Here is a 22662-nt window from a genome sequence, read left to right as displayed (position 1 = left end):
TGTATATTTTGATTATAGTGAACTAACATTGAGTTTGTTGGATATTTTCCAAGTATAATTGTTAATTGGTTTTAAAATTAATCAACCTGGATTGATTAATTTTAAAGAATGTTTTTTATCTAGCCCTTTTTTTGCAATGTTTTTCACATCATTAGATGTTGCATTAGCGTAAATCCTTTCTAAACTATAAATCATCATTTTTTGTCTTGAGTCGTTGTACTGCTCCCAGTTAAGGAACGAGTTGCTTATATTTGCAGCTAATGTTGGATTTATTTTGTCTAAATTAATAATTGCATCTACTAGTAAAGCATATCCTTCACCTGATTCATTATGGAACCCATAGGGATTTTTAATAAATGTACCGAGTAGGGCATATACTTTGTTAGGATTGGATAGATCAAACGCTGGATGTTGCATTAATTGAGATACCTTCGTGACTATACCGTCCACATGCGCTGCTGCTTGAACTGTAAACCAGTAATTCATTGCATTGCTGTCTTTTTGCCAATATTGGTAAAACTCATTTAATAGTTCATCTATTTCACTGCAATTTAAAGCGCAAAGTAGGGTCAATGCAGAGATTGTTTCAGTCATATTTTTATCTAATGTCTCTCTAAATTGTAGACATAAATATTGAACAGTTTCTTCGGGAGCTGTATGTTGAGAATAAGAATAATACATTGATTTTAAACGACGATTACTAGCTTCTTTTATATTAAACAGGGAAAAATGAGATGGCTGTGTTTCAGAGTTTAGTTGTAACTCATTGAACAATTTGAGTAGATCTTCTTTTAACTCTTGAGCTAAGGCTTTCTCAATGTAGCGACGACCCTCAGCTATTTTTTTAAAATCAGGGGTTTTGATGGTAGTGATTAAAAACTCTTCTGATGGTAGCGTCATCAATTCTGCTAATATCCATTGATCTAATGACTCATCGGTTAATAAAGAGCGGTAGGTATTAAAAAGATGAGATGTCAAATGAATGACTTTGCCGGCACAATAGTCAGTAATCAATCGGATAATCAAAAGGGAGGCTGCCTCAACTCTATTATATTGATTAGGATCGCTTTTAATTAGTAGCAATAGGGATTCATTAGTATAGTTATAACTTAGATTAACTGGCGCAGAAAAGCTGCGTAGCAACGATGGGATAGGCTGTGATTGTATCTCATTAAAGCGAAACTCCATTTCAGGTTGATCTATCCATAGTGCAGTATCCGTTAATAGTTCTTTACCCGAATGATCCAGTAAGCCTATAACGCAAGGAATAGGGCGTCCAGTTGCTTTTTTTGTTTTAAATTTTAGAGTATATACTTTTGTATCTGGATTATACTCATCTACCACTGTTACTTCTGGGATCCCTGGATCAGTGAACCAAAATAGGAATGATTTCAAGTTCCTATTCGTAGCGACGCTTAAGAAATCAATAAATTCCTCAATGGTTATTGCTTTACCATCATGTTCTCGGAAAAATTGAGTCATTGCCTTATAGAAAACCCCTTGACCAACAGTAAGCATCATCATGCGAAAAATATCAGCACTTTTTTCATAAGCAGCTACAGTATATAGACTTCTTACAGCAGTATAGGAATTGGGCCTGGGAGCTCGATTATCAAGATTTTTTCCATCAAGAAGTCTTACTAAATCGGTGCCTAAAAGATCTTCGCGAAACATTGCCGCTCTAAAGGTTGTTAAACCTTCTTTAAAGGGTAAATTGAACCAATCTCGAATAGTCACCCGATTGCCTGACCAGTAATGGAAAAATTCATGGGCCACTACTTCAAGTATTCGTAAAAAGCCCAAATCGGTTTTACTTTCGGGGGTTGCTAAGAAATTTTCTGCATTAAATAGATTCAAACCCATAGTTTCTGAAGCACCGGATGCATACTGATCGACACAAGCGATCATATAACGTTCTAAATAACATTCCAGTCCACAGACTCTTTCATCCCAGAGCATCGCTTGTTGTAATACCTCTTTCGCAAAGCCACATTTTGGAGCTGCCTCAGGTGAAACATAAAACTCTATAATGGTACGTTTTTTTGTTGGTCCCTCATAATGGTCGACTAAGCGCTGTAATTTTCCTGCTACTAGTGCAAACAGATAACTTGGCTTGGGTACCTCATCATACCAAGTTACAGAATGCAGCTCATTTTTTAGTTCTTCGCGATGTTCAACTGTTCCATTAGAGAGTAATGTAGGGTACTCATTTTTGTTAGCAATAATTTTGGTTCTATACGTAGCTAGATTATCTGGTCTGTCATTACAATAGAACACGCGCCGTAATCCTTCTGTTTCTGCTTTTACTAGATAAACTCCCTCCGTTTTATAAAGTCCAAATAAGTCAGTACTCTCTCGGATTAGAGTAGTCGTTTTGATGATAAATGATTTGTTCGTGGGGATATTGGTTATTGTTAAAGAGTGGTCCGAGATCCTATAAGATTCCGCTGGCAAAGATTTTCCATCGAGATAAATACTGGTTAATGTCATTTGCTCTCCATCCAATATTAAATCAGCTGAATGAGAGTCCGCCTCTGGATTAGGAGTTATTGTTAGAGATGCGGTGGATTGAATTGGCTTTTTACTGAGATCTATTTCTAAATCTACATGGGTAACGTAATAGTTTAGAGGTTTGTATTCACTTAATTTATATACATCAGACTTGCTTTGTGTCATAACATTTTCCTGATTAAAATCAATAACCTATAAAAGGAACAATATAGGATTGATTAATGGATTTCAATTATTCCTTACTTACTTAAAGATCTTTGGGGAGGGCAGTATTGGTTCTATTACATTTAGACTTTGCATAATATAAATAACAATGAGCACTATCATAAAACAATTAAAAACGAGATTTACAAGAGCTTCTAAAGGAATAAATTGGTTAACGGCCAAAAGCAATATCAAAAGGAAAAGGGCCATTATTAAATGATTTAAGCGAATCATATAAGCTCTTTTTGTTACTGGATTTAGATATAGCTTAGTAATTTTTTTAGATAATATCAAAAATCATTATCGTCATGTTTATAGAATGGTGAGTAAGAGCTTTCTTTTAATAGAAAAATATGGATTAGAAGCTATACTCATTTATATCCTAATTTAATAGAGATCATGATGATTACTATGAACATACCTGGACTTGGCGACTTGAACTTAAATACCGCTATAATTGATTATAATGGTACATTGGCACTCGATGGAAAATTAATTGAAGGGTTGGAAGAACCGTTAAATGCCTTATCCGAATTCTTGGATATTCATATTGTTACAGGAGATGGGTTCGGCACTGCTAAAAGTGAGTTAGCTAATATTAATTGTAAACTCACGATTATCCCGGCAGAAGATCAAGGATTGTCAAAACAAAAATACTTGCATCAATTAAATCCTGATACAACAGTATCTATTGGTAATGGAAAAAATGACCAATACATTCTTAAAGAATCTGCTTTAGGTATCGCCATTATTGGGTCAGAGGGGATTGCTGTAGAAGCTCTATTGTCAGCAGATATTACCCTTCCGTCAATTCACTTAGCTTTGGAACTGTTCCATAATCCAAAACGCTTAAGAGCAAGTTTGAGAGAATAAGGGATGTCTTAAAGTTTTGATATAGGTTGGGCTCCAATGAGCCCAACTTGATAATACTAAAGTTATTTTCCAGAATGAGAACTCATTAGTTCGTTGATTAAGTTAGTAACTTCTGGACTACCTAATCCTGTCACATAGTCATAACCTTCTTGTGCACTACAGAAATAATCACAATCGCCATTGGAACCTGAGGTTACATCATTAAAGAAATGATTGTAATTACCAGTAGTAGGATGAGCTAATGTATAAAGCAGGGTATTTAGATTACCTCCGATGTTTCCATTTATTGCTGAGTTTGCAACAGCAACAAGAGCAGCCCATTGTGGTGCTCCGGCACTAGTTCCACCAACAACCTGCCAGCCAGTTCCACCATCTCCTGGAACAGAGCTATACACTGAAAATCCAGATTGAGGATCAGCATTATAAGCTACGTCTGGCACCCCACGCATATTGCTTGATTGCGGTATGGGTAATCCACTTTGATAAGCAGGCCAGGCTTCTACACTACTGACTCCGCCGCCACTGCCAGACCATGCAGTTTCTCCCTGATAATTGCCATAAGAATCAGTGGACAATGTTGTTCCACCTACAGCTAATACATAAGGAGAGGCAGCGGGATATATTGTACCTGCGCCGCTATCACCTGATGAGGCTGTAAAGGTTACTTTGGGATTATTAAATAATTTGTCGTAATCAGTTTGCTCAGAAAACTCACCCGCTCCCCAACTCATTGACACAACATTAGCTCCGCTTTGCACTGCAACTTGTACCGCTTGATATAAATCTTCCATGCTGTCTGAGGCCGCTTCAACAAGAATAATTTTAGCTTGAGGAGCCATAGCGTGAGCCCATTCAACATCAAGAGCGATTTCACCAGACCATCCTGCATCAGTTGGTGGCTTTTTTTTCTTTGCATATACTTTTTTGAAACAACCATTTTTGGTTGTACATGCAGGTAGACCAAATTGCTTATTAAATACAGCGAGATCCGCTTCAATACGCGGGTCATCAAACGCATCAACAATTGCTATTGTTTGTCCTTTACCTTGAGCAGAAATTGCACTAAAGCCGTAAGCGTTACTTACTTGATGAGGAGTGAGCCCTGAAGGTGCAAAATGAGGGGTATTGGGCTTGTAATGAATAGGGTGGTGAACAGCTCCAGGTGCTAACGGAATAGCTAGGGCATTTGTGCTCATCATTCCTATGGCTAAAGTGGTTAGAATTGGTTTAATGAGCGATGTAACTTTTTTCTTTTTCATGCTTACTCCTTTGTTAATTAATTCCCTGAAAAAATCAAAAATTACTTTGTGCTAAATATTCTATGGTCTACAACTAGATCACCTTGTGCGCTATGGTAACTTATTTTTAATAAATTACCATCTTTTTTGTTTTTTATTTATTTGATAATAAAGACTATTTAATGGCTATGTTGTTCAATATTGACTTGGTATGATGAGATAAAATAGTCTCAGTTTTTTTAATTTACACTTTGCTATTCAGAATGTTTGTTATTCCATTGTGTCATTTTCCTGATAGCAAAACCTGACGTATACAAAATGCTACCAGTCACAATGAGGCATAAAGTGCGAATGATACTTGGCGTTGAGGAAGCATCATAAATTAGAGCTTTTCCTGCGGCAAAACTTAAAACTATAAGTACTGATTTTGCCATTAAAATATCATTTCTTATAAAAGATATTCCAAGAACTAGCAGGGCATACAAAAGCCAAGATGAAGAGACCGCGAGTGAGCCATAGGGGGCCGTTAATTGATACAAACTCATAATACAAAGTAAGTGGGCTGTTGCTAAGAGAATATAACCATATTCATCTTTTTTTGCCAACTCGTGTCTATGTCTAAAAAAAGCAAACCAGATACTCAGAAAAGAGGCCCAAGAGACAATTGACCAGAACGGAGTGAAGCCTCTCATCAGATGACTCATCATATTCAGGTACTCTATTCCCAAGATTGCAGCTAAAGCAATCAAAGGAACAATTAAAGTTGAGTTCGCTCTTAATTTAATTTTGGTGCGAATAAAGCCATAGCTAAGAACTATAATAACAAAAAGCCAGGGCTTAATGGGGGCAGGCAATAATTCAAGATATATTGAATGGAAGAACACAACGGTTGCAAAAGTTAATACAACGATATAGCTATTAAATTTTTTATTGGGTTTCCATTTTTTTGCTGAAAGATAAAGCGCTGTGAGAAGAGCTGCTGAAGCTAACGACACCCAGGATGCAAGTGTGGGTTCAAGTCGGCTAATAAAATAATATTCCATTGAGTAAAAAATAAATAGTATGGGAAACAAGCTCCATGACTCTTTTTCTGTTAACTCTTGATGAGTGAGTTGTGTATGAAAATAAGTTCCTATTGAAAAAATAAGAAAAATTAAGGCCAGCGTAATCGCTATTAAACCGTCCTGATCTAGAGTTAAGCCAATCCAAGCCGTAATTGAAATTGCCAAATAGGCTGAAATTAAGGTTAAGGTTCTCGACTGTACCCAAATAGAAAGAGTCGCAAAGGTAAATGAACAAATAATAAAATAATAGAGAGAAAAAATGACATTACCATGAATGCTGGTAACTAAGGGGGCACTATAGGCGCCGATTGACGCAATAATGGCATAAATATCGTGTTTAAAGCGAATGTAAAACCATATAGATAGTCCTGAGATGATACTGGTTATGGCAATTAAGGTTTGAAAGTAAATCAACAGATAATATTGATAGGCAGCAAAGCAAGTAAGGTAAAGGATCGTGGCCCCGGCTGCGGGTAAGAAACTTGCGTATACTTTGTCTGCGCTGGAAATGAGAATCCCTGCGGTAAAAAGAGCTAATCCTAATAAAGTGGCAAGCCCAAGTTGTTTTTCGTGAGTTAGCCAGCCCGATACTATGGATAGTTTAATAATAAATGCCGCCGCTAAAATAAAACAGACGGACGCAACGATACCAAGCCAATTTCCAGACATGGGTTTAGGTGCTGGCTTATTCGCTATTTGTTTGAATGGTTCAGACGTCGCGGTTGGTTGTGGGGGGATATTCAAATAATTTTCAATAAAAGAAAGACGGGCCTCGATGGCTGCTAATCTTTTTGTTATAGGGGTTGAGTTCATCAATGCACTGATAGCAAATTAGGATAATAAATTCTACGATATTTTCATTCATTGCACGAGTTTATTATTTAATGATTTTGCATAAGGTCTATTCCGCGCGTACATCTAATGGCACTTTCACCCCGTTTCTGACGCCCATCGGCTTGACCTAAGGGCGCGTTGATATTAGAGCTCAGTATCCCGTGGACAAGCCACGGGACGTCGGTAAATACTTTAATATCTTGGACCATGTCCATGTGTATGCGAATCTGGATGTCCATGTGTATGCCCTGGCTGTGTTGTAGTGTGATAATGAAAGCCATTAGGATTATGGGCATAATACCCATGAGGATTAAATGGAGGGATAGGGGTAGGAGCATGTGTTACCACTGTTGTAGGTTGTTGAGTGGTAACAACAACTGTAGTACTTGTAGGCGGATGTCCGTGTGTATGAGTTTGGGGATGACTATGAGTATGTTGATTGGGGGTTCTACGCATAAAATTTATCCTTATTTTAAACCTAATGGTGGTAACTTTCCAAACCCGAAAATCCTTCGGGAGTTCCTTAATACTGTATTTAAATACAGCATTGGTTGAAGATTATAGTGCAGATAGTTTAGAGATGGAACTGTTAAATTGATAAATATATGTATTGGATAATTTATTGATCAGAGGCAGATGAGTTATCTTCTGAAGCACGAACGGTTCCGATCTTGGTGACTTCCTTATCCGAAACTGGCGTTAATATAACTTAAGAGATATGGAATCATTCTGAAAGAGTGCTGCTATAGCTTTAGTTCATGGTAACAAGAAATATCAAGGGTTTTGACGAAAGCGGAGTGGAACTGCTTAATCTTTGGGATTAAAAGCGATCCCTTTGGCCCAGTTGTTCGCATAATAGTATCAACCAAATAGTGGCATGGTAAAAATTAATTTGATTGAAATGCCACTACTTGGTTTCTGCCTATATTCTTGGCTTGGTATAAAGCATAATCAGCTTGTTTAATCATTTCTGCAGCACTTATCATTTCACGTAAAAAAGAAATTCCTACGCTAAATGTTACAGAAAATTCACTGTTATCTGCGGTAAAAACATATTGAGAAAATTGTACGCGTAAATTATTTGTTATTTTTGTGGCATCCTCACAGGTAGCGCCAGGTAATACTAATACGAATTCTTCTCCACCATAACGTCCAACAACGTCTTGATTACGTAATCGAGATAACAATACAGAGGACAATTTTTTAATTACTTCATCGCCAACTTGATGGCCATAGGTGTCATTGACTTTTTTGAAGTGGTCAATGTCAATGATGGCTATGGATAAAGGTAGATTAGCCAGTTGTGCACGGGCTAATTGTATTTCAAATTGTTTTAAGATACTGGAGTGATTCAATAATCCAGATAAGCTGTCCGTGCTCATATAATAATTTAGAATACTGGCGCGTTTTGAGCGAGAGCGTACAGCGGAAACCAGATGTTGGGGGGAAACTGGTTTAGTTAAAAAGTCATCTCCGCCTAAACTAATAGCAAATAATTTTTTATCTTTATCCTCTTCTGTTGAAAGAAAAATAATTGGTATTTTGGTGTAGTTAGATTCTTGGCGTAAGACCGCAGCTAATTCAAAACCTGTACATTCAGGCATATAAACATCCATGAGTAATAAATTGGGTTGAAATGAATCAAGTTCTTTTAATAGGCTCATAGGATTAGTAATCGCTTTGGCCGTCATTCCTGCCTGATTCAAGATCAGCGAATAATATTCACCCAGTGATTTAGAGTCATCTATGATTAAAATGCGATAGGGCTGCCCTGGTGATGCGCCGCATTTATGGTTGATTATTTGCGTTATCTGATAAATGTCTACTGGTTTTTGGAAGAAGGCATCGCAACCAGCTCGAATTGCTACTAAGCGCGGGGTAAGGTCTGCGTTAGGGAGAATGCAAAATAATTGAATGAGCGTGGATTGTTGATTTTGTAATTCTAATAAACTTTGAACTCCCTCCGAATCTAAGTATCTTGTATCAATAATCATAGCTGCAGGGATTTTTTCTTTTACTGCGAGTTGTAAGGTGAATATATCTTGAAAAGAAAAGGGACTGAAACCTGTTTGCTTTAAACTGTCTTTTAGTTGTTGAAGCAATACTTCGTCTTGCTCTACGATATAAATATACCTATTTTCAATTTGTTCAATAGACTGGGGTTGAAAAAGAAGCTCATTTTTTTGTTTTTCATGATGGGCTGTTATTTTAATTTGATTCAAATAATCGGAAATTAATTCTTTATCCTCGCTATTAATCAGTTCCTTGCTAATTATTGTCTTTAAAAAAATCTCCAACTGTCTTGCCGCCTTACTGAGATCCGGATAGCCATAAGTACCAGAAGAGCCGCACAAACTATGTACTTCTCGGTGAAAATTTTGAAATTGAATGAGATCCCAATGATTTTTTTGCTCCTCCCAAAACACTTCAATCTTATGAATTTTATCGGGAAGATTTTTACTATAAATCTTCATGAGATCATTGAGTTTTTTTTGAACTTTTTCATTCATAACTTTTTAACCACGCTTTTTGAATTGATTCAGCTAAAGTCATAGGATCGAAAGGTTTTCCTATGACGTCAATCGCTCCTATAGATTTATACTCCTCTAACTCGTTGGTTTGTATTTTTGCGGTCATAAAAATAGCAGGAATGGAGGAGTAAGTATCTGTTTTGCGTAGCTCTTTTAAGGTTGTTGGGCCATCCATTTCTGGCATCATAACATCAAGCAACAATAAATCGGGAACAAAGTTCTTAATTGTTTCGAGAACTTCATAGCCGTTTTTACAATATTTCACTGTAAACGATCCTATATCCTCCAATGCTATTTGAGCAATAGAACGAATATCTTCCTCATCTTCTGCATAGAGTATATTGTGCAATTGCTTGTGTTCCATATTCTCTCCTTAATTATAGAAGATGCATAATAGTATTGAGTAACATTTCATTAGTTGAAGTTGATTTCATGAGTGCCTGACTTATATATTTCGCATAGTCTTCATTAAATTTCATATCAGAAAATACTAATACAGGAGAATGGTATTGCGCCAGTAAAGGTAAAATTTCAATACCATTTCCATCAGGTAACATCAAATCTAAAATAAATAAATCAAATTTCTGCTGCGCCAGCATTTCTTTTGCTTGTTGTATGCTATTAACGGTCAATACATTGGCCTCATCTTCTAATAATGTTGCTACAACAATTTGTGTGTCTTCGTTATCTTCAATATGTAAAATATGAGGTAAATTTGTTTTATCATTCTCTTTTATTTTATGAATTGAGCCGAGAAGTTTATTAAAGTCTATGGGCTTATCAAGCCAATCGGCTACCAAAACAGCATCGCCATTGAGTAGATTTTTCCCCATTTCCGTAATCACTGAAATAACAATAATAGGCAAATCTTTGGTATTTGGGGTAGCGCGCAATTCTTTAATAAATGATATTCCATCCTGATCAGGTAGAATTAAATCTAGGAGCATTGCTTGATAGTGTTTCTCTGCTAAAAAAGATTTAGCTTCTCTGACAGAAGTAGCTACGTCTACGCTAAACTCAGCAGCTTCCAATAAAATTCTGAGGTATTCCGCTTGATCCAGATCGTCTTCGCAAAGCAGTAATTTTTTACCTGTTTCCTTCTGTACTGAGAGACGATTTTCAGTAGAAATAGTTTTTTCATAACAAATAGGGAGCTCGAAGTAGAACGTTGTTCCATTGTCTGGCGAGCTAGTAAAATTTAAAGTCCCATGTAGTTTTTCTATAATACTTTTACTGATATTTAATCCCAAACCGGTTCCCGCCTTACCACGAGCATCTGAAGAGTCGGCTTGAGAGAATTTTTGAAACATACGTGATTGAAACTCTTGAGGGATTCCTGGCCCACTATCAGAAACACTAACTCGTACAATAGAGTTTAATTCTTCAATTTTTAATCTCACCTGACCTCCTTTAGGTGAGAACTTACAAGCATTTGAAATTAAATTAGCGAGAACCTGCATTAATCGACTGGAATCAATATGAGCAATGATAGGGAGATTTGGTGGTGTAAACTCTACGGATACTCCATATTTGTCTGCATACATTTTATTAGCAGAAATTACTTCAGTAATTATAGGTATTAGATCATAATTATCTAATTGGAAGTCCATTTTTCCAGCTTCGATTTTATCTACATCAAGAATATCATTAATTAATAACAATAATCGTTCACAGTTATTATTGGCAATTTCTAAAAGATTTTTTGCTTTTTCAGGAAATTCACCCATGATTCCACTAACGAGCAACCCTAAAGATCCTTTAATTGAAGTTAATGGTGTTCTCAATTCATGGCTCACGATAGAAACGAATTCATGCTTCATTTTTTCGGTTTTTTTCAATTCAGTAATGTCGTGAATGACCGCTACCGCTCCAAGAATTTGTCCTTCAGAGTCAATTATTTTTTGTTCATCAATGATAACTTCTCTGACCATACTATTTTTAAATTCCATTATGAGCTCAGCACCATGAACTGGTTGTCCTTTTAAAGCACGAGTTAGAGGCCAATGTTCTTTTTTTATAAGTTGATGATCAGGAGTCGATAAAGTAAAAAACTCATCTAAATCATTAATAAAAAACTCACGATGGCTCAGATGAATATTTTTTTGCAGACGACCATTTAATAAAGTTATTCTTCCACTAGCATCACAGGCAATAATTCCATCTTCTAGATTGTCTAACATGGCTCTTAAAAAATTCTTTTCATTTTCTATTGCGGAAACCATTTTTTTATTACTGATTGATGCAATTAAAGCCATGCTAATAATAAGAAAAGCGATCCCTGCGATAAAAAAAGCGAGATAATTGGTTGGTATGGCTTGAGTGCTTACAGCCATAACATGAGACATACTTGGGGTGAATACTGCGGCAGCCATTCCTGTATAATGCATGCCACAAATAGCAAGCCCCATCAGTAACGCTGAAATTATCTTTAAATTAAACTGCTTTGTTTTTGTTCCTTTATTGCTTTCTAATGCTAAATAGATAGCTGCTTCTGCGGTGATGATCCCTATAAATATAGATAGAAAAAATAATCCAGGGGTGTAGTGAATATTAGTGTGGATTTTCATTCCTTCCATGCCCATATAGTGCATGGTTGCTATGGCTAACCCAATAATAAATCCACCTAGAATTAGTTGTGTTAAGGAGTAATTTTCATTTTGTAATAGGAATAAGGCGAAACCTGATGCAAATATTGCCATCAGTAGGGAGGCTATCGTCCAGAAAAACTCATACTCCATGGGCATGGGCATGACAAAAGCCAACATGCCTATGAAATGCATGGACCAAATTCCTGAACCCATAGTAAAAGCACCACCAGCAAACCAATAAAATCTAGCTTGTTTGCCTTGTTCTATTCGCAATTGTCCAACCAGATTAAGTGCAGCGTAAGAAGCCAAAGTAGCAACAACATAAGAAAGGCCAACCAGGAGTAGATCAAATTTGCCTTGAATTTGATCTGCAGGTAAAGCACCTAATTGAAACCAATCAGAAAGGTCTATCATCACAACATCCTTGTAATAGTATATTACCTATTATAGTACACCGATTTCATTAATTACTTTGATCTTTATACGCTTTTTTTTAATCTATACGTTAAATTTTGAGCTAAATGACGAGTTGATTTTCATCCGTTTTTTGTTCTTCGACAGGGGGGACTTCTTTAGGTGGTAATATATAGTTTGTAAGTGCAGAGACTGGTCGGTTAATCAAACTAAAAAAACTATAGCGATCATTAGTTGATACGCGCATGAGATAATCAATTAATCCTCCGAACACTATATACAATAGAGTGGATTTTGTTTGTACCATTGGATTTTCTTCTTCCATTAATAAATACATAAAAAAGACTAGAAGGCAGGCGTTAACGGTCGCAACGGATTTATAGGCTGACTGTTTCCATGGATTATATATTGAGTTTATTGCATCAGTTAACTTTACCTGGTATTCATCTTTATCGTAGTTCTCGTATCGTTCGGGGATATTTAATTCATCAAGCTTTTCTTTTAATTTTGTATCATAGGTAATCGATGTAATTGTTTGTTTAGTTATTGGGCTGATGAAATTATTACCTAAAAGCCATTTGCATAAGTCTTTAAGTTCATAACGTATTCCATCAGAGGCAAAAATAGGATGACGAATTGGTTGCTGGGTAATAGGGCAGCAAACTAAATCACTGTTCTCATATTGTTCTTCTTTCATTTGCATATGTATACCTTAAAGCATATCAATAGATAAATTAGTGCATTTAAAAATGCAGTTCTTCGGGATCTATAGAGCATAATGTTTCCCAAAGGGCAGGGGCTTCATCAACTACAGTTTTAATAGCTCGATTCAATCCGCCAAATAAACCATATCTATGGTTGGAACTCATATGGATACAGAAATCAGCTAGACCAGAAAGCAAGAGTGTTGATAGCAGTAAAGAAGGGGATATTTCTTCTTGGCCTTCGGTGATTGAGCATACAGTAATCAATGTAATTAATGCAGTGACGCTGGATTTATAAATGGATTGCTTCCATGGAATATACGGAGAGGCTAGTACTTTGGTGAGCTGTTTTAAATATTCTTGCTTATCATAATCAGGATATCGGTTTTGAATATCCGCTTGATCAATTTCTGTTTTTAACTTGAAATCATAGTGAATATAAGTGATTTTCTCTCCAGTCACAAAGCTGAGCAGTTCACCACTAACTAGTTGGTTTAAAAGTTCTATTAACTCATAATGGTAACCATCTGATGCTATAACCGGATGGCGAAATATTTTTTTTGAAATTGGGCAACAGTCGAAAGGAATTATTTCTTCTAATTGCACTGATGCCACTTCTATTGTGTTATCTATCACTACAAACCTAATTTATGATGAATTTTAAAGCGCACATTTTATGCTAAAAGTATATTAAAAGTAATTAATATTCGGTAAATATTTAAATATTACTCACTCTGATGTTTTGTTCTTCATTATCGCCCGAAGGAGGCTCGCTAGTTTTTCTTGCTGGTTGAATTATATTTAAGCTTTCTAGAAAATGGAGACTTCTCCTTCTTAGTGTACCTTTTCTTGCTGGTTTCTTCTCATTTTCTTGTTTGCTTTCTAGTATCTTTTCCTCTTCTTGCTCTTCATCGTTTTTCACTCGTTTTTCCATCTTGGTCAATTGAGATGAGAACAAACTGGCTTTAAGCTTGTCGGCCAGTTTTTTGGGGTAATAATATTCATTATTTATTTTTATTATTTCGTGAATAGTTTCTTGTAACTTATCAAATGATTGTGTCAACAGTTCACTGCGCGGAGAATTTAATTGTTTTGTATAGAAAAAAATTAATTTAGCGGCCAATTGTTGTGGTGGATGTAACTCCCCATTTAACATCACACTGGGTAAAATATTTTTAGATAAGTAGTTGATTTTTAATTCATCTAGTAATGAATCAAAGCTAGCCGCAGTATCAAGATTAATCACATGTGCTTTACTTGGCTGATGTCTATAAGACAAGCAATCCAGGTATTCTTCTCCAGGATCTTGATATTCCGTAATAAATATAGACAAATCGGTATGAAAATGAACTTTAGTAAAATTAATTAATAATTTCACTTCCATCAGCTTTTTTAAAACACACCCAAAGCTTTCGGCACGAAATAAAGTTTTGGCATTACCGTCATGGGCAAAGGTCATATTGGTAAGAAATTCTCCACAAAAGGGAAGGGCTGTCTTGCGGTTATGATAAACTTCTCGCATAAATAGAGCATGTTTTTCTTGGCTAGTTACTGTATCAAGTTCTTTAATTACTTTTTGCCCTATGGGATCTAGTGCTTCAAAAATAGGCTTTAACCGAGAAATGGGGGTTTTATTAAATACACTAGATAAAAGCATAGAGCTATTGAGATCGGGATAATTTTCACCATCTAATGGACAAATAGCCTCAGCTATTTCGCTTAAAAACTGTAAGGCATTTTGTATATTATCTTCCGGTTGAGTCAATATTTTTTCAGTAAAGTAAGTGCTTAATTTGTTCAATGCTTCAGTAAATAGACTAATGTGAGGTGATAAAGTTTGTTTGTTTGTTTTTAGCCAATTCGAGTCCGCGAACTCAGCTATAGATACTCGCTGATACAAGTAGATAGTTAGCATTCTCAGTTCGCTAGCTATGAGAGATACCTCATGAACTCTTTTTTTCTTAGTCTTACTTAAAGCATTATTAACTAGTTCATCAAATGATTGATTCATTCGAACAAAAGTGGGTTGATTTATCTGTCTGTTTAAAAAATGAAAATTTCTTAATAAAGGTTCTCTAGAGAGAGCCATGTTCAATTGAGTTGCTTTGTTTAAATAGGCATTAATTTGCTCTCCTAGCTTGCCTAAGCCATGATGTTCATCCACATTTAATTGGCAAATAAATCGTAATTGCATCTTTAATGTAGGAAATGGATTCACTTTATCATTAACATGATAGATTAGTAATTGTAATACAATAAAGTTAGCTACTAATTTCTGAGCTCTATCAAAATCCGGATACAATCGTCTTATACAAACCAATATTTCTAGATAAGAGTACGAAGGCAAAACTCCTAATGCACGTTGTGCGATAATTGCAAAATCAAATTCTCGCTTTGCATCAAAAGAAGATTGACATGCAGTTAATAACCATACGGTTTTTAAAGCTTTAGCCTGATATTTATAATCCTCATGAATTATTGGCTTACTTCGTGGCTCTGCGTCAACTGTTAAATTGTTATTAATAAGCATGAATACAAACATACTTAATATATTGTAATTTGAGTTTTGAATTTTAGTATAACGTTCTTGCACCGACCTATCTAAATGATTCAACGTCATTTCAATAATCTCAGCAATTTCAGGCGTGCATTCCAACGCTTCATCTAATAAACAAATTCTGTGGCATTCGTCGACAAATAATTCTTTTAATTCATGACAGTAGGGCGATTTTCTATCATCTTTTAATTTATCAGCAAGTTTTTTTAATATGCCTCTAAGCCTGAACCTATTTGAACGCTCTGCTTCATCATCTGACATTATTTCTTTTTGTTTTTCTTTGGGACTTTCTATTTTTTCACTTTCATCTGAACTATCTAATTCAGAAAGACTGCTTTCTGAAAACTTTAGCGGGCTATGTAGTAGTTCGCTCGTTTTAGGGGATGAAGAAGAATCAGAATGACTTCTAGAGGTTAATACAGGGAAATTCTCTCTTAAGTTATCTTTAGAACCCGGGCGAGTAAATCTACTCCGCAAATCTAGAGAGGATAAATTAATGTATAGTAAAATTTGTTTAAATTCACTTTTATCCTCTGCAAGATCCATCACAGTTTGTTCATTTTTATTTTTTATCATTCGGTCAATATGAGCACACCTTACGAGACATTTAGCTGCCCATAATTTTTGGCCTATAATAGCTTCATGTAATGCGGTATTACCTGATTCATTTACTCGATTGATAATCTCAGGAAGTTGTTCAAGAATTATATTTATTAAGTGGAGTTCTTCTTCTGTTCCTCGGTTTACTATGTAGTGTAATAATGTGTTTCCATGATGGTCACCTAATAATGCCGAGTCCTGCCAGTGCCTGGCTTTTAAAAGAGCATCAATAACGTTATATTTTTTATGAAGAAATAATAGATGGAATATGCTTCTATCAAAAAAATCGGCTCTACTAGCCAAAGAAGGGTTCGCTTTTAATATTTTGACTATCTTCTTTTCAATTTTCTGCTCATCTTGATCTGACGTAATTAAGGCACGTATTGTTTCTATTGTCATCCTGATACTTCCTATTTTAAATATTTGATCCTAGCTCTTTAAGCTCTAGTTTCTAATAAAACAATCCATCTTCTATTCTTTATTCTATAAGGTGATAGTTATGATAAAAAGTGACTAAAGAAAGCGCATTCTAGCACAACAAGATTTATTATTGAACATTTCCATGATTTTTATAGGGGACAAAATCATGAAATTAAATAAATATCAAGCTATTACTAGCTTGAAAAATGAGAGATTTTTAATCTAAAAGATCTAATGGAAGGGACGTTGTCTCACAAATAGTACGTAAAATAAAACTGGAGTGAACACTACCAACTCCATTAATACAGGTTAATTTGCCCAGTAAAAAGGATTGATATGCATTGAGATCAGGTACTATAACTTTCAATAAGTAATCTGCAGATTGCCCCGTAATTAAATAGCATTGAGTTACTTCGGGAAGAAAACGAATCGTTTCTTCAAATTGATTCATCACACTAGGCTGATGACTATTTAATCCTACTAAAACGATAACCGTTAGTTTGAGCCCTATCTTTTCTGGTTCAAGGAGAGCGACTTGCTTTTTTATATAACCTTGATCCTCTAATAGCTTAACACGACGGAGACAAGAAGAGGGGGATAAGGCGACTAGTTCAGCTAATTCTTGATTATTAATTTGGCAATTAGATTGCAAAATATCAAGTATTTTTTTATCAGTTCGGTCCATATTTATAGTAAATAGTTGCGAATATTACTTATATAATAGCATTATATTTCAAATTTATAATATATTGTGAAATAAAAAATCAAAAAAAGTATTTTTTGGCTATTGTTTGCAATATAATTTCATCGGGGATGAGGTAAAATGGTTGTCTGCCTATGATTTTTTCATGGTGCTTACAATAAAAGCTTGTTTGAGGATAAAGATGTCTAATTCACGAGTTCTTGCTTGGTTCGTATGGGTGATTGTGTCCATATTTTATGCATACCAATATATTCTAAGAGTAATGCCCAATATTATGCTTGATGATATTACCCTACAGTTTCACATTGATGCAGCGGTATTTGGACAATTTTCTGGCGTTTACTATATCGGCTATTCGTTAATGCATCTACCCATAGGTATCATGCTGGATCGTTTTGGTCCACGAAAAGTCATGACTGCTTGTATTTTACTAACAGTCATTGGTTTACTTCCTATTATCTTTGCTGAGCACTGGGTTTATCCGCTTGTGGGAAGAGCTTTGATTGGAATTGGTTCTTCAGCAGCAATTTTAGGAACCTTTAAAATAATACGCATGACCTTTAAGGAAAAACATTTTCCTCGTATGTTAAGTTTTTCTGTAATGATAGGGCTGATTGGGGCTGTTTATGGAGGAGGGCCTGTGAGCTATATGTGCGCTCATTTAGGCTATAAAATGGTTGTAGAAATCTTTGTCATTATAGGAATATTATTAGCTTGTATTACTTATTTTATCGTTCCTGATATTAAATCAACACAGCACGAGAGCGTTATTGCTAACATCAAAACAGTATTTACGAATAAGAAGGTAATTATGTTATGTCTTTTTTCAGGGTTGATGTTAGGGCCTCTGGAAGGCTTTTCTGATGTTTGGGGCTCTGGTTTTTTAAAGCAAGCTTACAGTTTGAGCTCAACAACCGCCAATTATCTTCCTTCAATGATTTATATAGGGATGTGTTTTGGTTCGCCTATTTTAAGTTTGATCGCAGAAAAAACAGGGTATTATCTGGGAACAATTATTGTCGCGGGGGCTGTTATGTTTCTAACCTTCGTAGCTCTTGTGGCCGGTGTATTAACCGTACCCAGTATTACAATAAGTTTCATTTTGGTTGGGATGTGTTGTTCCTACCAAATTCTGGCCATTTATAAAGTATCGACTTATATGCCAGAAAACCTTGCTGGCTTAACTACGGCTATTGCCAACATGATCATTATGATTTTTGGTTATGGTTTTCATTCTGCCATTGGATTTGTGATTAATTCCTATGGTGGAACCCATGTTACTCAAGCTTTTGTCTATGGTATTGGTGTTATTCCTGTGACATTGGCGGTAGGTATTATTGGCTTTCTTTTGGTGGCATACAAGGAAAAATACAATACATCAAATTCTGCATTTGTGGCAGGGTAGAGAGCTGGGAGCATTTTAACATCATGCTCAAAGCAATAGGCTTTCCCACGAAGGGGAAAACTATATCGATGTTCCCCACTCGCTGAATATGTGATGAGGGCACTGATCTATCGGGAGCCGGATGGGGTAGTTCCGCAAGTCTGGTTCTGAGGAGGATTCGGTCTGTTACCTCTCAATCATAAAATTGAGTTGTTGAAGTTTTTAAATCACACGGCTCCCGAGTGCCTCAGCGAGGGCTTTGTTCCCTTCATCGCCAATATTGTTAATTCCCAGGGAACGGGATGTCAGCGTTTCGTCATTTCGTTCGATTTTATTTAATATGTATTCATTCGAAGATACATTATACATTGTTCAATGCAGGTTTCATTATTAGTCTCAGATAGGATATTGCTTTTAAATAGATAATATTCTTTATAAAGTGAAGATCAAGAAGATACTCCACTTATCACCCATCTTGGTTAACAGCTCGCAGACGGCGACAGGCTCTTTGGAGCCACAGATATATGCCGGATCTAACTGCCTAGGTTTGTTTTCTTTTCGTGTTCGTAATAGAGTGTAATGTGACCTCTCCTATTATGGGTACACTCTATATATAATGTAAATATACATTAGTAAGCAACAGAATTTCAGTAAGCAATTAGAGGTTCGTGATGAAGAAAAAAAAGTATGCGGAATATGAAGCAGCAGAACCGTACTTCGAGCTGGTTCGAAGCGCGTTGGGCGACCTCGTTGATGGCGAGCACTTCTTCGATGTTGTCGCTGACAACATAGTTTACGAAGTCCTCTACGACCTGGGATGGCCTCGACGGATCGAGGGACGCGCCGACCTTATGAGTCAGTTTAGCGGCTATGGAGATTACATCAAACTCCAGTCTGCCGACCATTTGATTGCCCACAAGGCAGATAACGGTCGCACGGTCGTCATCGAGTACGAAGTTCACGGGACAGTCCTTGCGACCGGCGTAAAGTACAATAATCGGTTTTGCTCGATAATAAAAATCGAAAGCCGAAAAATCGCCCATTGGCGAGATTACATGGACTCCTTGGCCGCGTGGAGCGCCCTTAACAGCTGACGGAAATGACTAAACCTAGATCGGAGGATAATTCAATGCGTGCGATGACTCTAAAAAATTGCTGCGGCCTATCGTTGGTCACAATGGAAGGGAAAATTGCTGTCCTCTAAACGCAAAAATAATTATCGCTACACAACAGGAAAAGTCTGTGAAATTGAGAAATATCCGAGTAAAAAAACGGATAAGCTCAATATCGTACCATTAGTAAAAATGCCATCGATCTCTGCCTGCATCTTTTGACATGTACATTGCCATATCTGCTTTTTTCATTAGTTCAGCCGCATCAAGGCCATTATTTGGATAAATTGCTATTCCTATGCTGGCGGTAATTTGTAATTGCTGATCTTGAAGAGATAGGGGTTGTTTCACAATTTTGAGAAATTTATCTGCTAGAATAGCGGCATCCTGAGGCGATGAAATTTCAGTTAAAATGATGACAAACTCATCACCACCTGTACGAGCAATAGTGTCTTGACTACGTATGGTACAACATAATCGTGCACTCATTTCTTTAAGAAGTTTATCACCAGCATCATGTCCCAAGGTATCGTTGATATGCTTGAACTTATCCAAATCTACAAACATGAGAGCCATAAAACGATGATGATGCTTCGCGCTGGCAATTGCCTGGTTAAGCCTATCTAGTAGCAATTGTCTATTGGGAAGACCGGTGAGTATATCGTGATAAGCAAGTTGATAAATCTTTTCTCTGCTTATTATGCGCTCATTAATATCTTCAACCTGTATGATAAAATAAATGGGTTCCCCTGAAGTAGTATCGCGCAAAATAGAGCGTGTAACTTGTATCCATGATATCGTACCGTCTTTTCGGATTTGCCTTTTCTCAACATGGTAAGAACTACTCTTACCTTCTATTAGCTTGCGGGTATTTTCAAACTCAAGAACCAAATCGTCTGGGTAAGTAATTTTCTGAAAGGTTAGTTCCTCAAGCTCTTCTTTCTTGTATCCAGTAATTTCACAAAGAGCCCGGTTAACCAACAAAAATTGTCCATCAAGAGATTGGGTTGCCATGCCAATTGGGGCATGGTCCATAATATTGCGGAAACGCGCCTCACTTTCTAGCAGCTCACGCTCAGTCCGTTTTCGGTCTGTAATATTAAACATTGTCGTTCGATTCATTACATAACGCCCCCCAGACCCTTTATTTCCTGACGCGCTCATCAATATCGTAAAAGTTGAACCATCCCTGCGAGTTAACTCCATCTCTACATCATTGATAAATCCTTGTTCTTTGAATTGCGAGGTATTTTCTTGATAAATACGTCGGGAGGTGGGGGTTAGCAAATCAGAAAATTTCATTTTTCCGATAATTTCATCAGCCATGTATCCTAACCAATGCAACTCGGTATTATTTATTCGTGTAAAAAAATCATTGTCATCTAGTGAGTGATAGCCGCATGGCGCATTTGCATAAAGATCGGCAATTTCTTCCGTCGATTTTTGCAATTTTTCAGCAGTAGTTTTGCGTTCGGTAATGTTTTCCATCTGAGCAATGAAATATAAGGGGGTTCCTGTTAGTTGATTTCTCAACAAAGAACGTGTCACTTGTACCCAAATAACCTTGCCATCCTTACGGACATAACGCTTTTCTATTTGGTAGGAACTGGCTTTGCCTTCTAGCAGGTACTGCACTTTGGCAAAGTTAGCGGACAAGTCTTCTGGATAAGTAAGCTCTTGATAAGTGAGCTTTGTTAGTTCTTCTTGACTGTATCCTGTAATTTTACAGAAAGCGGAGTTGACTTGGAGAAAATGGCCATCGATTGATACAGTTGCTATTCCAATCGGAGCATTATCCACAATATTTTGAAAAAGTTCTTCGCTTTGATGTAAGGTTTTTTCAATCTGCTTACGCTCAGAAATATCTTCAACCTGAGCAATAAAATAGACCGGCATCCCTGTCGTAGAATCTCGCAAAAGTGAGCGTGTTACTTGTACCCAAATAGTCTTATCATCTTTTCGAATATAACGCTTTTCTAAGCAATAAGAATGTATTTTACCTTCCATGAGTTGTTGTACGTTGGCAGCATCAATAGTCATATCTTCTGCATAGGTGAGCTTTTTATAATTCATATCCTCAAGCTCTTCTTTCTCATAGCCCGTGATGTCACAGTAAGTCTGGTTTACTCTCAATAACTGACCATCAAGTGATATGATCACCACACCCACGGGCGCATTATCTATAACATTGCGGAAAAGATTTTCACTTTCTTGTAGCGCTTTTTCGGCCTGTTTACGAGAGGTAACATCCTCAATTTGAGCAATAAAGTAAAGGGGTTTTTCTGTGATGGAGCTTCTCAAAATAGAGCGTGTCACTTGCACCCAAATAATCTTATTATCTTTTCGGACATAGCGTTTCTCCAATCTATAAGATTTAACTTTACCGTCTAGTAACTGTTGCACATTGAAACCATCGATGGCGCAATCTTCACTATAGGTAAGCTGTTGATAATTTATTGTTTCAAGCTCATTTCTTTCGTATCCAGTTATTTCTATAAACGCTTGGTTTACCTGCATAAAATGGCCATCAATAGATAGAGTTGCAATTCCAACTGGAGCATTATCTACAATATTATTGTAAAGATCGGTGATTTCGTTCGAAAAATTAATTGGTTCCTTTGATATTTTCATTTACTTAGCAATCCTTTTCATATTAATCAATTCACCATTTCAACTACAAAGTATAGCAGTTGCCATTTTCAGAAGACAATGACAATAAAAACGTAGCATTAGGTCTAGTGTGTACGTCGGAACTGTTTACGGACAAGAATGATCAAGACTTTTTTATAAAGAGCAAATAAATGGCAAGTTAGAAGAGACAGGGGATGAGGAGCTATCTTAGGTGAGAAAATTAACAGATCGTCATGGATCTGGATGGTAGGGCAACAACGTCGGGCAATTGGCTGCCCGACCTGTGTTTTTTAC

General features: G+C 36.4%; 15 protein-coding genes. 3 read left to right on the top strand and 12 right to left on the bottom strand.

Features of this window, described 5'->3' with window-relative positions:
* Positions 1–81 precede the first annotated feature (81 nt).
* Positions 82–2676 (bottom strand): aminopeptidase N, encoded by a 2595-nt coding sequence (gene pepN / locus LFA_RS06745; protein ID WP_065814364.1) that lies wholly within the window; start codon positions 2674–2676, stop codon positions 82–84.
* A gap of 438 nt (positions 2677–3114) precedes the next feature.
* On the opposite strand from pepN, the gene LFA_RS06735 reads away from it, so the two are divergent.
* Positions 3115–3588, top strand: coding sequence for an HAD family hydrolase (locus tag LFA_RS06735; RefSeq protein WP_157010303.1), 474 nt, complete (start codon positions 3115–3117; stop codon positions 3586–3588).
* A 62-nt stretch (positions 3589–3650) separates the two neighbouring features.
* Here LFA_RS06735 and LFA_RS06730 read toward each other — a convergent pair whose 3' ends face one another.
* The 10 genes from LFA_RS06730 to LFA_RS06685 all read right to left on the bottom strand — a co-directional run bounded on the left by LFA_RS06730 (position 3651) and on the right by LFA_RS06685 (position 17223).
* On the bottom strand, positions 3651–4847 hold the full coding sequence (locus tag LFA_RS06730; RefSeq protein ID WP_045095502.1) for a S53 family peptidase: 1197 nt from the start codon (positions 4845–4847) through the stop codon (positions 3651–3653).
* A 233-nt stretch (positions 4848–5080) separates the two neighbouring features.
* The gene (locus LFA_RS06725) at positions 5081–6703 is read right to left on the bottom strand and encodes a DUF2339 domain-containing protein (RefSeq protein ID WP_045095501.1); all 1623 of its coding nucleotides are present in this window, start codon (positions 6701–6703) and stop codon (positions 5081–5083) included.
* 213 nt (positions 6704–6916) lie between these two features.
* A complete protein-coding gene (locus LFA_RS06720) occupies positions 6917–7180 on the bottom strand; it encodes a hypothetical protein (RefSeq protein ID WP_045095500.1) in 264 nt (87 codons plus the stop codon).
* Positions 7181–7611: 431 nt separating this feature from the next.
* Entirely contained in the window at positions 7612–9234 is a 1623-nt protein-coding gene (locus LFA_RS06715) for a diguanylate cyclase (protein ID WP_045095499.1), read from the bottom strand.
* Entirely contained in the window at positions 9227–9619 is a 393-nt protein-coding gene (locus LFA_RS06710; RefSeq protein WP_045095498.1) for a response regulator, read from the bottom strand. Before LFA_RS06710 ends, LFA_RS06715 begins: the two co-directional genes overlap by 8 nt.
* Positions 9620–9632: 13 nt before the next feature.
* Positions 9633–12257, bottom strand: a complete 2625-nt coding sequence (locus LFA_RS06705; RefSeq protein WP_045095497.1) for an MHYT domain-containing protein — start codon at positions 12255–12257, stop codon at positions 9633–9635.
* 103 nt (positions 12258–12360) lie between these two features.
* Positions 12361–12960: a U-box domain-containing protein gene (locus LFA_RS06700; RefSeq protein WP_045095496.1), complete on the bottom strand. Its 600-nt coding sequence runs from the start codon at positions 12958–12960 to the stop codon at positions 12361–12363.
* Positions 12961–13000: 40 nt separating this feature from the next.
* Positions 13001–13597 (bottom strand): RING finger protein, encoded by a 597-nt coding sequence (locus tag LFA_RS06695; protein ID WP_045095495.1) that lies wholly within the window; start codon positions 13595–13597, stop codon positions 13001–13003.
* An 82-nt stretch (positions 13598–13679) separates the two neighbouring features.
* Positions 13680–16517, bottom strand: coding sequence for a RasGEF domain-containing protein (locus LFA_RS06690; protein WP_052673885.1), 2838 nt, complete (start codon positions 16515–16517; stop codon positions 13680–13682).
* A 238-nt stretch (positions 16518–16755) separates the two neighbouring features.
* Complete coding sequence (locus tag LFA_RS06685) at positions 16756–17223, bottom strand: Lrp/AsnC family transcriptional regulator (protein WP_045095494.1); 468 nt, start codon at positions 17221–17223, stop codon at positions 16756–16758.
* A 199-nt stretch (positions 17224–17422) separates the two neighbouring features.
* On the opposite strand from LFA_RS06685, the gene LFA_RS06680 reads away from it, so the two are divergent.
* On the top strand, positions 17423–18646 hold the full coding sequence (locus tag LFA_RS06680; RefSeq protein ID WP_045095493.1) for an MFS transporter: 1224 nt from the start codon (positions 17423–17425) through the stop codon (positions 18644–18646).
* A gap of 650 nt (positions 18647–19296) precedes the next feature.
* The gene (locus LFA_RS06675) at positions 19297–19719 is read left to right on the top strand and encodes a nuclear transport factor 2 family protein (protein ID WP_045095492.1); all 423 of its coding nucleotides are present in this window, start codon (positions 19297–19299) and stop codon (positions 19717–19719) included.
* A gap of 201 nt (positions 19720–19920) precedes the next feature.
* On the opposite strand, the gene LFA_RS18810 is transcribed toward LFA_RS06675, so the two are convergent.
* Positions 19921–22368: a PAS domain S-box protein gene (locus LFA_RS18810; protein ID WP_052673884.1), complete on the bottom strand. Its 2448-nt coding sequence runs from the start codon at positions 22366–22368 to the stop codon at positions 19921–19923.
* Between the last annotated feature and the right edge of the window lie 294 nt (positions 22369–22662).

This window comes from Legionella fallonii LLAP-10, assembly GCF_000953135.1.
GTDB lineage: Bacteria > Pseudomonadota > Gammaproteobacteria > Legionellales > Legionellaceae > Legionella > Legionella fallonii.
Note: the sequence above shows the minus strand (reverse complement) of the source record. Positions and strands in the feature narration are given on the sequence as shown.

Excerpts from the sequence above, each read along its gene's own strand:
- LFA_RS06675 (WP_045095492.1), top strand. The coding sequence starts at position 19,297 with ATGAAGAAAAAAAAGTATGCGGAATATGAAGCAGCAGAACCGTACTTC.
- LFA_RS06710 (WP_045095498.1), bottom strand. The coding sequence starts at position 9,619 with ATGGAACACAAGCAATTGCACAATATACTCTATGCAGAAGATGAGGAA.
- LFA_RS06705 (WP_045095497.1), bottom strand. The coding sequence starts at position 12,257 with ATGATAGACCTTTCTGATTGGTTTCAATTAGGTGCTTTACCTGCAGAT.
- LFA_RS06720 (WP_045095500.1), bottom strand. The coding sequence starts at position 7,180 with ATGCGTAGAACCCCCAATCAACATACTCATAGTCATCCCCAAACTCAT.
- LFA_RS06730 (WP_045095502.1), bottom strand. The coding sequence starts at position 4,847 with ATGAAAAAGAAAAAAGTTACATCGCTCATTAAACCAATTCTAACCACT.
- LFA_RS06700 (WP_045095496.1), bottom strand. The coding sequence starts at position 12,960 with ATGCAAATGAAAGAAGAACAATATGAGAACAGTGATTTAGTTTGCTGC.
- LFA_RS06735 (WP_157010303.1), top strand. The coding sequence starts at position 3,115 with ATGATGATTACTATGAACATACCTGGACTTGGCGACTTGAACTTAAAT.
- pepN (WP_065814364.1), bottom strand. The coding sequence starts at position 2,676 with ATGACACAAAGCAAGTCTGATGTATATAAATTAAGTGAATACAAACCT.
- LFA_RS06715 (WP_045095499.1), bottom strand. The coding sequence starts at position 9,234 with ATGAATGAAAAAGTTCAAAAAAAACTCAATGATCTCATGAAGATTTAT.
- LFA_RS18810 (WP_052673884.1), bottom strand. The coding sequence starts at position 22,368 with ATGAAAATATCAAAGGAACCAATTAATTTTTCGAACGAAATCACCGAT.
- LFA_RS06725 (WP_045095501.1), bottom strand. The coding sequence starts at position 6,703 with ATGAACTCAACCCCTATAACAAAAAGATTAGCAGCCATCGAGGCCCGT.
- LFA_RS06680 (WP_045095493.1), top strand. The coding sequence starts at position 17,423 with ATGTCTAATTCACGAGTTCTTGCTTGGTTCGTATGGGTGATTGTGTCC.
- LFA_RS06685 (WP_045095494.1), bottom strand. The coding sequence starts at position 17,223 with ATGGACCGAACTGATAAAAAAATACTTGATATTTTGCAATCTAATTGC.
- LFA_RS06690 (WP_052673885.1), bottom strand. The coding sequence starts at position 16,517 with ATGACAATAGAAACAATACGTGCCTTAATTACGTCAGATCAAGATGAG.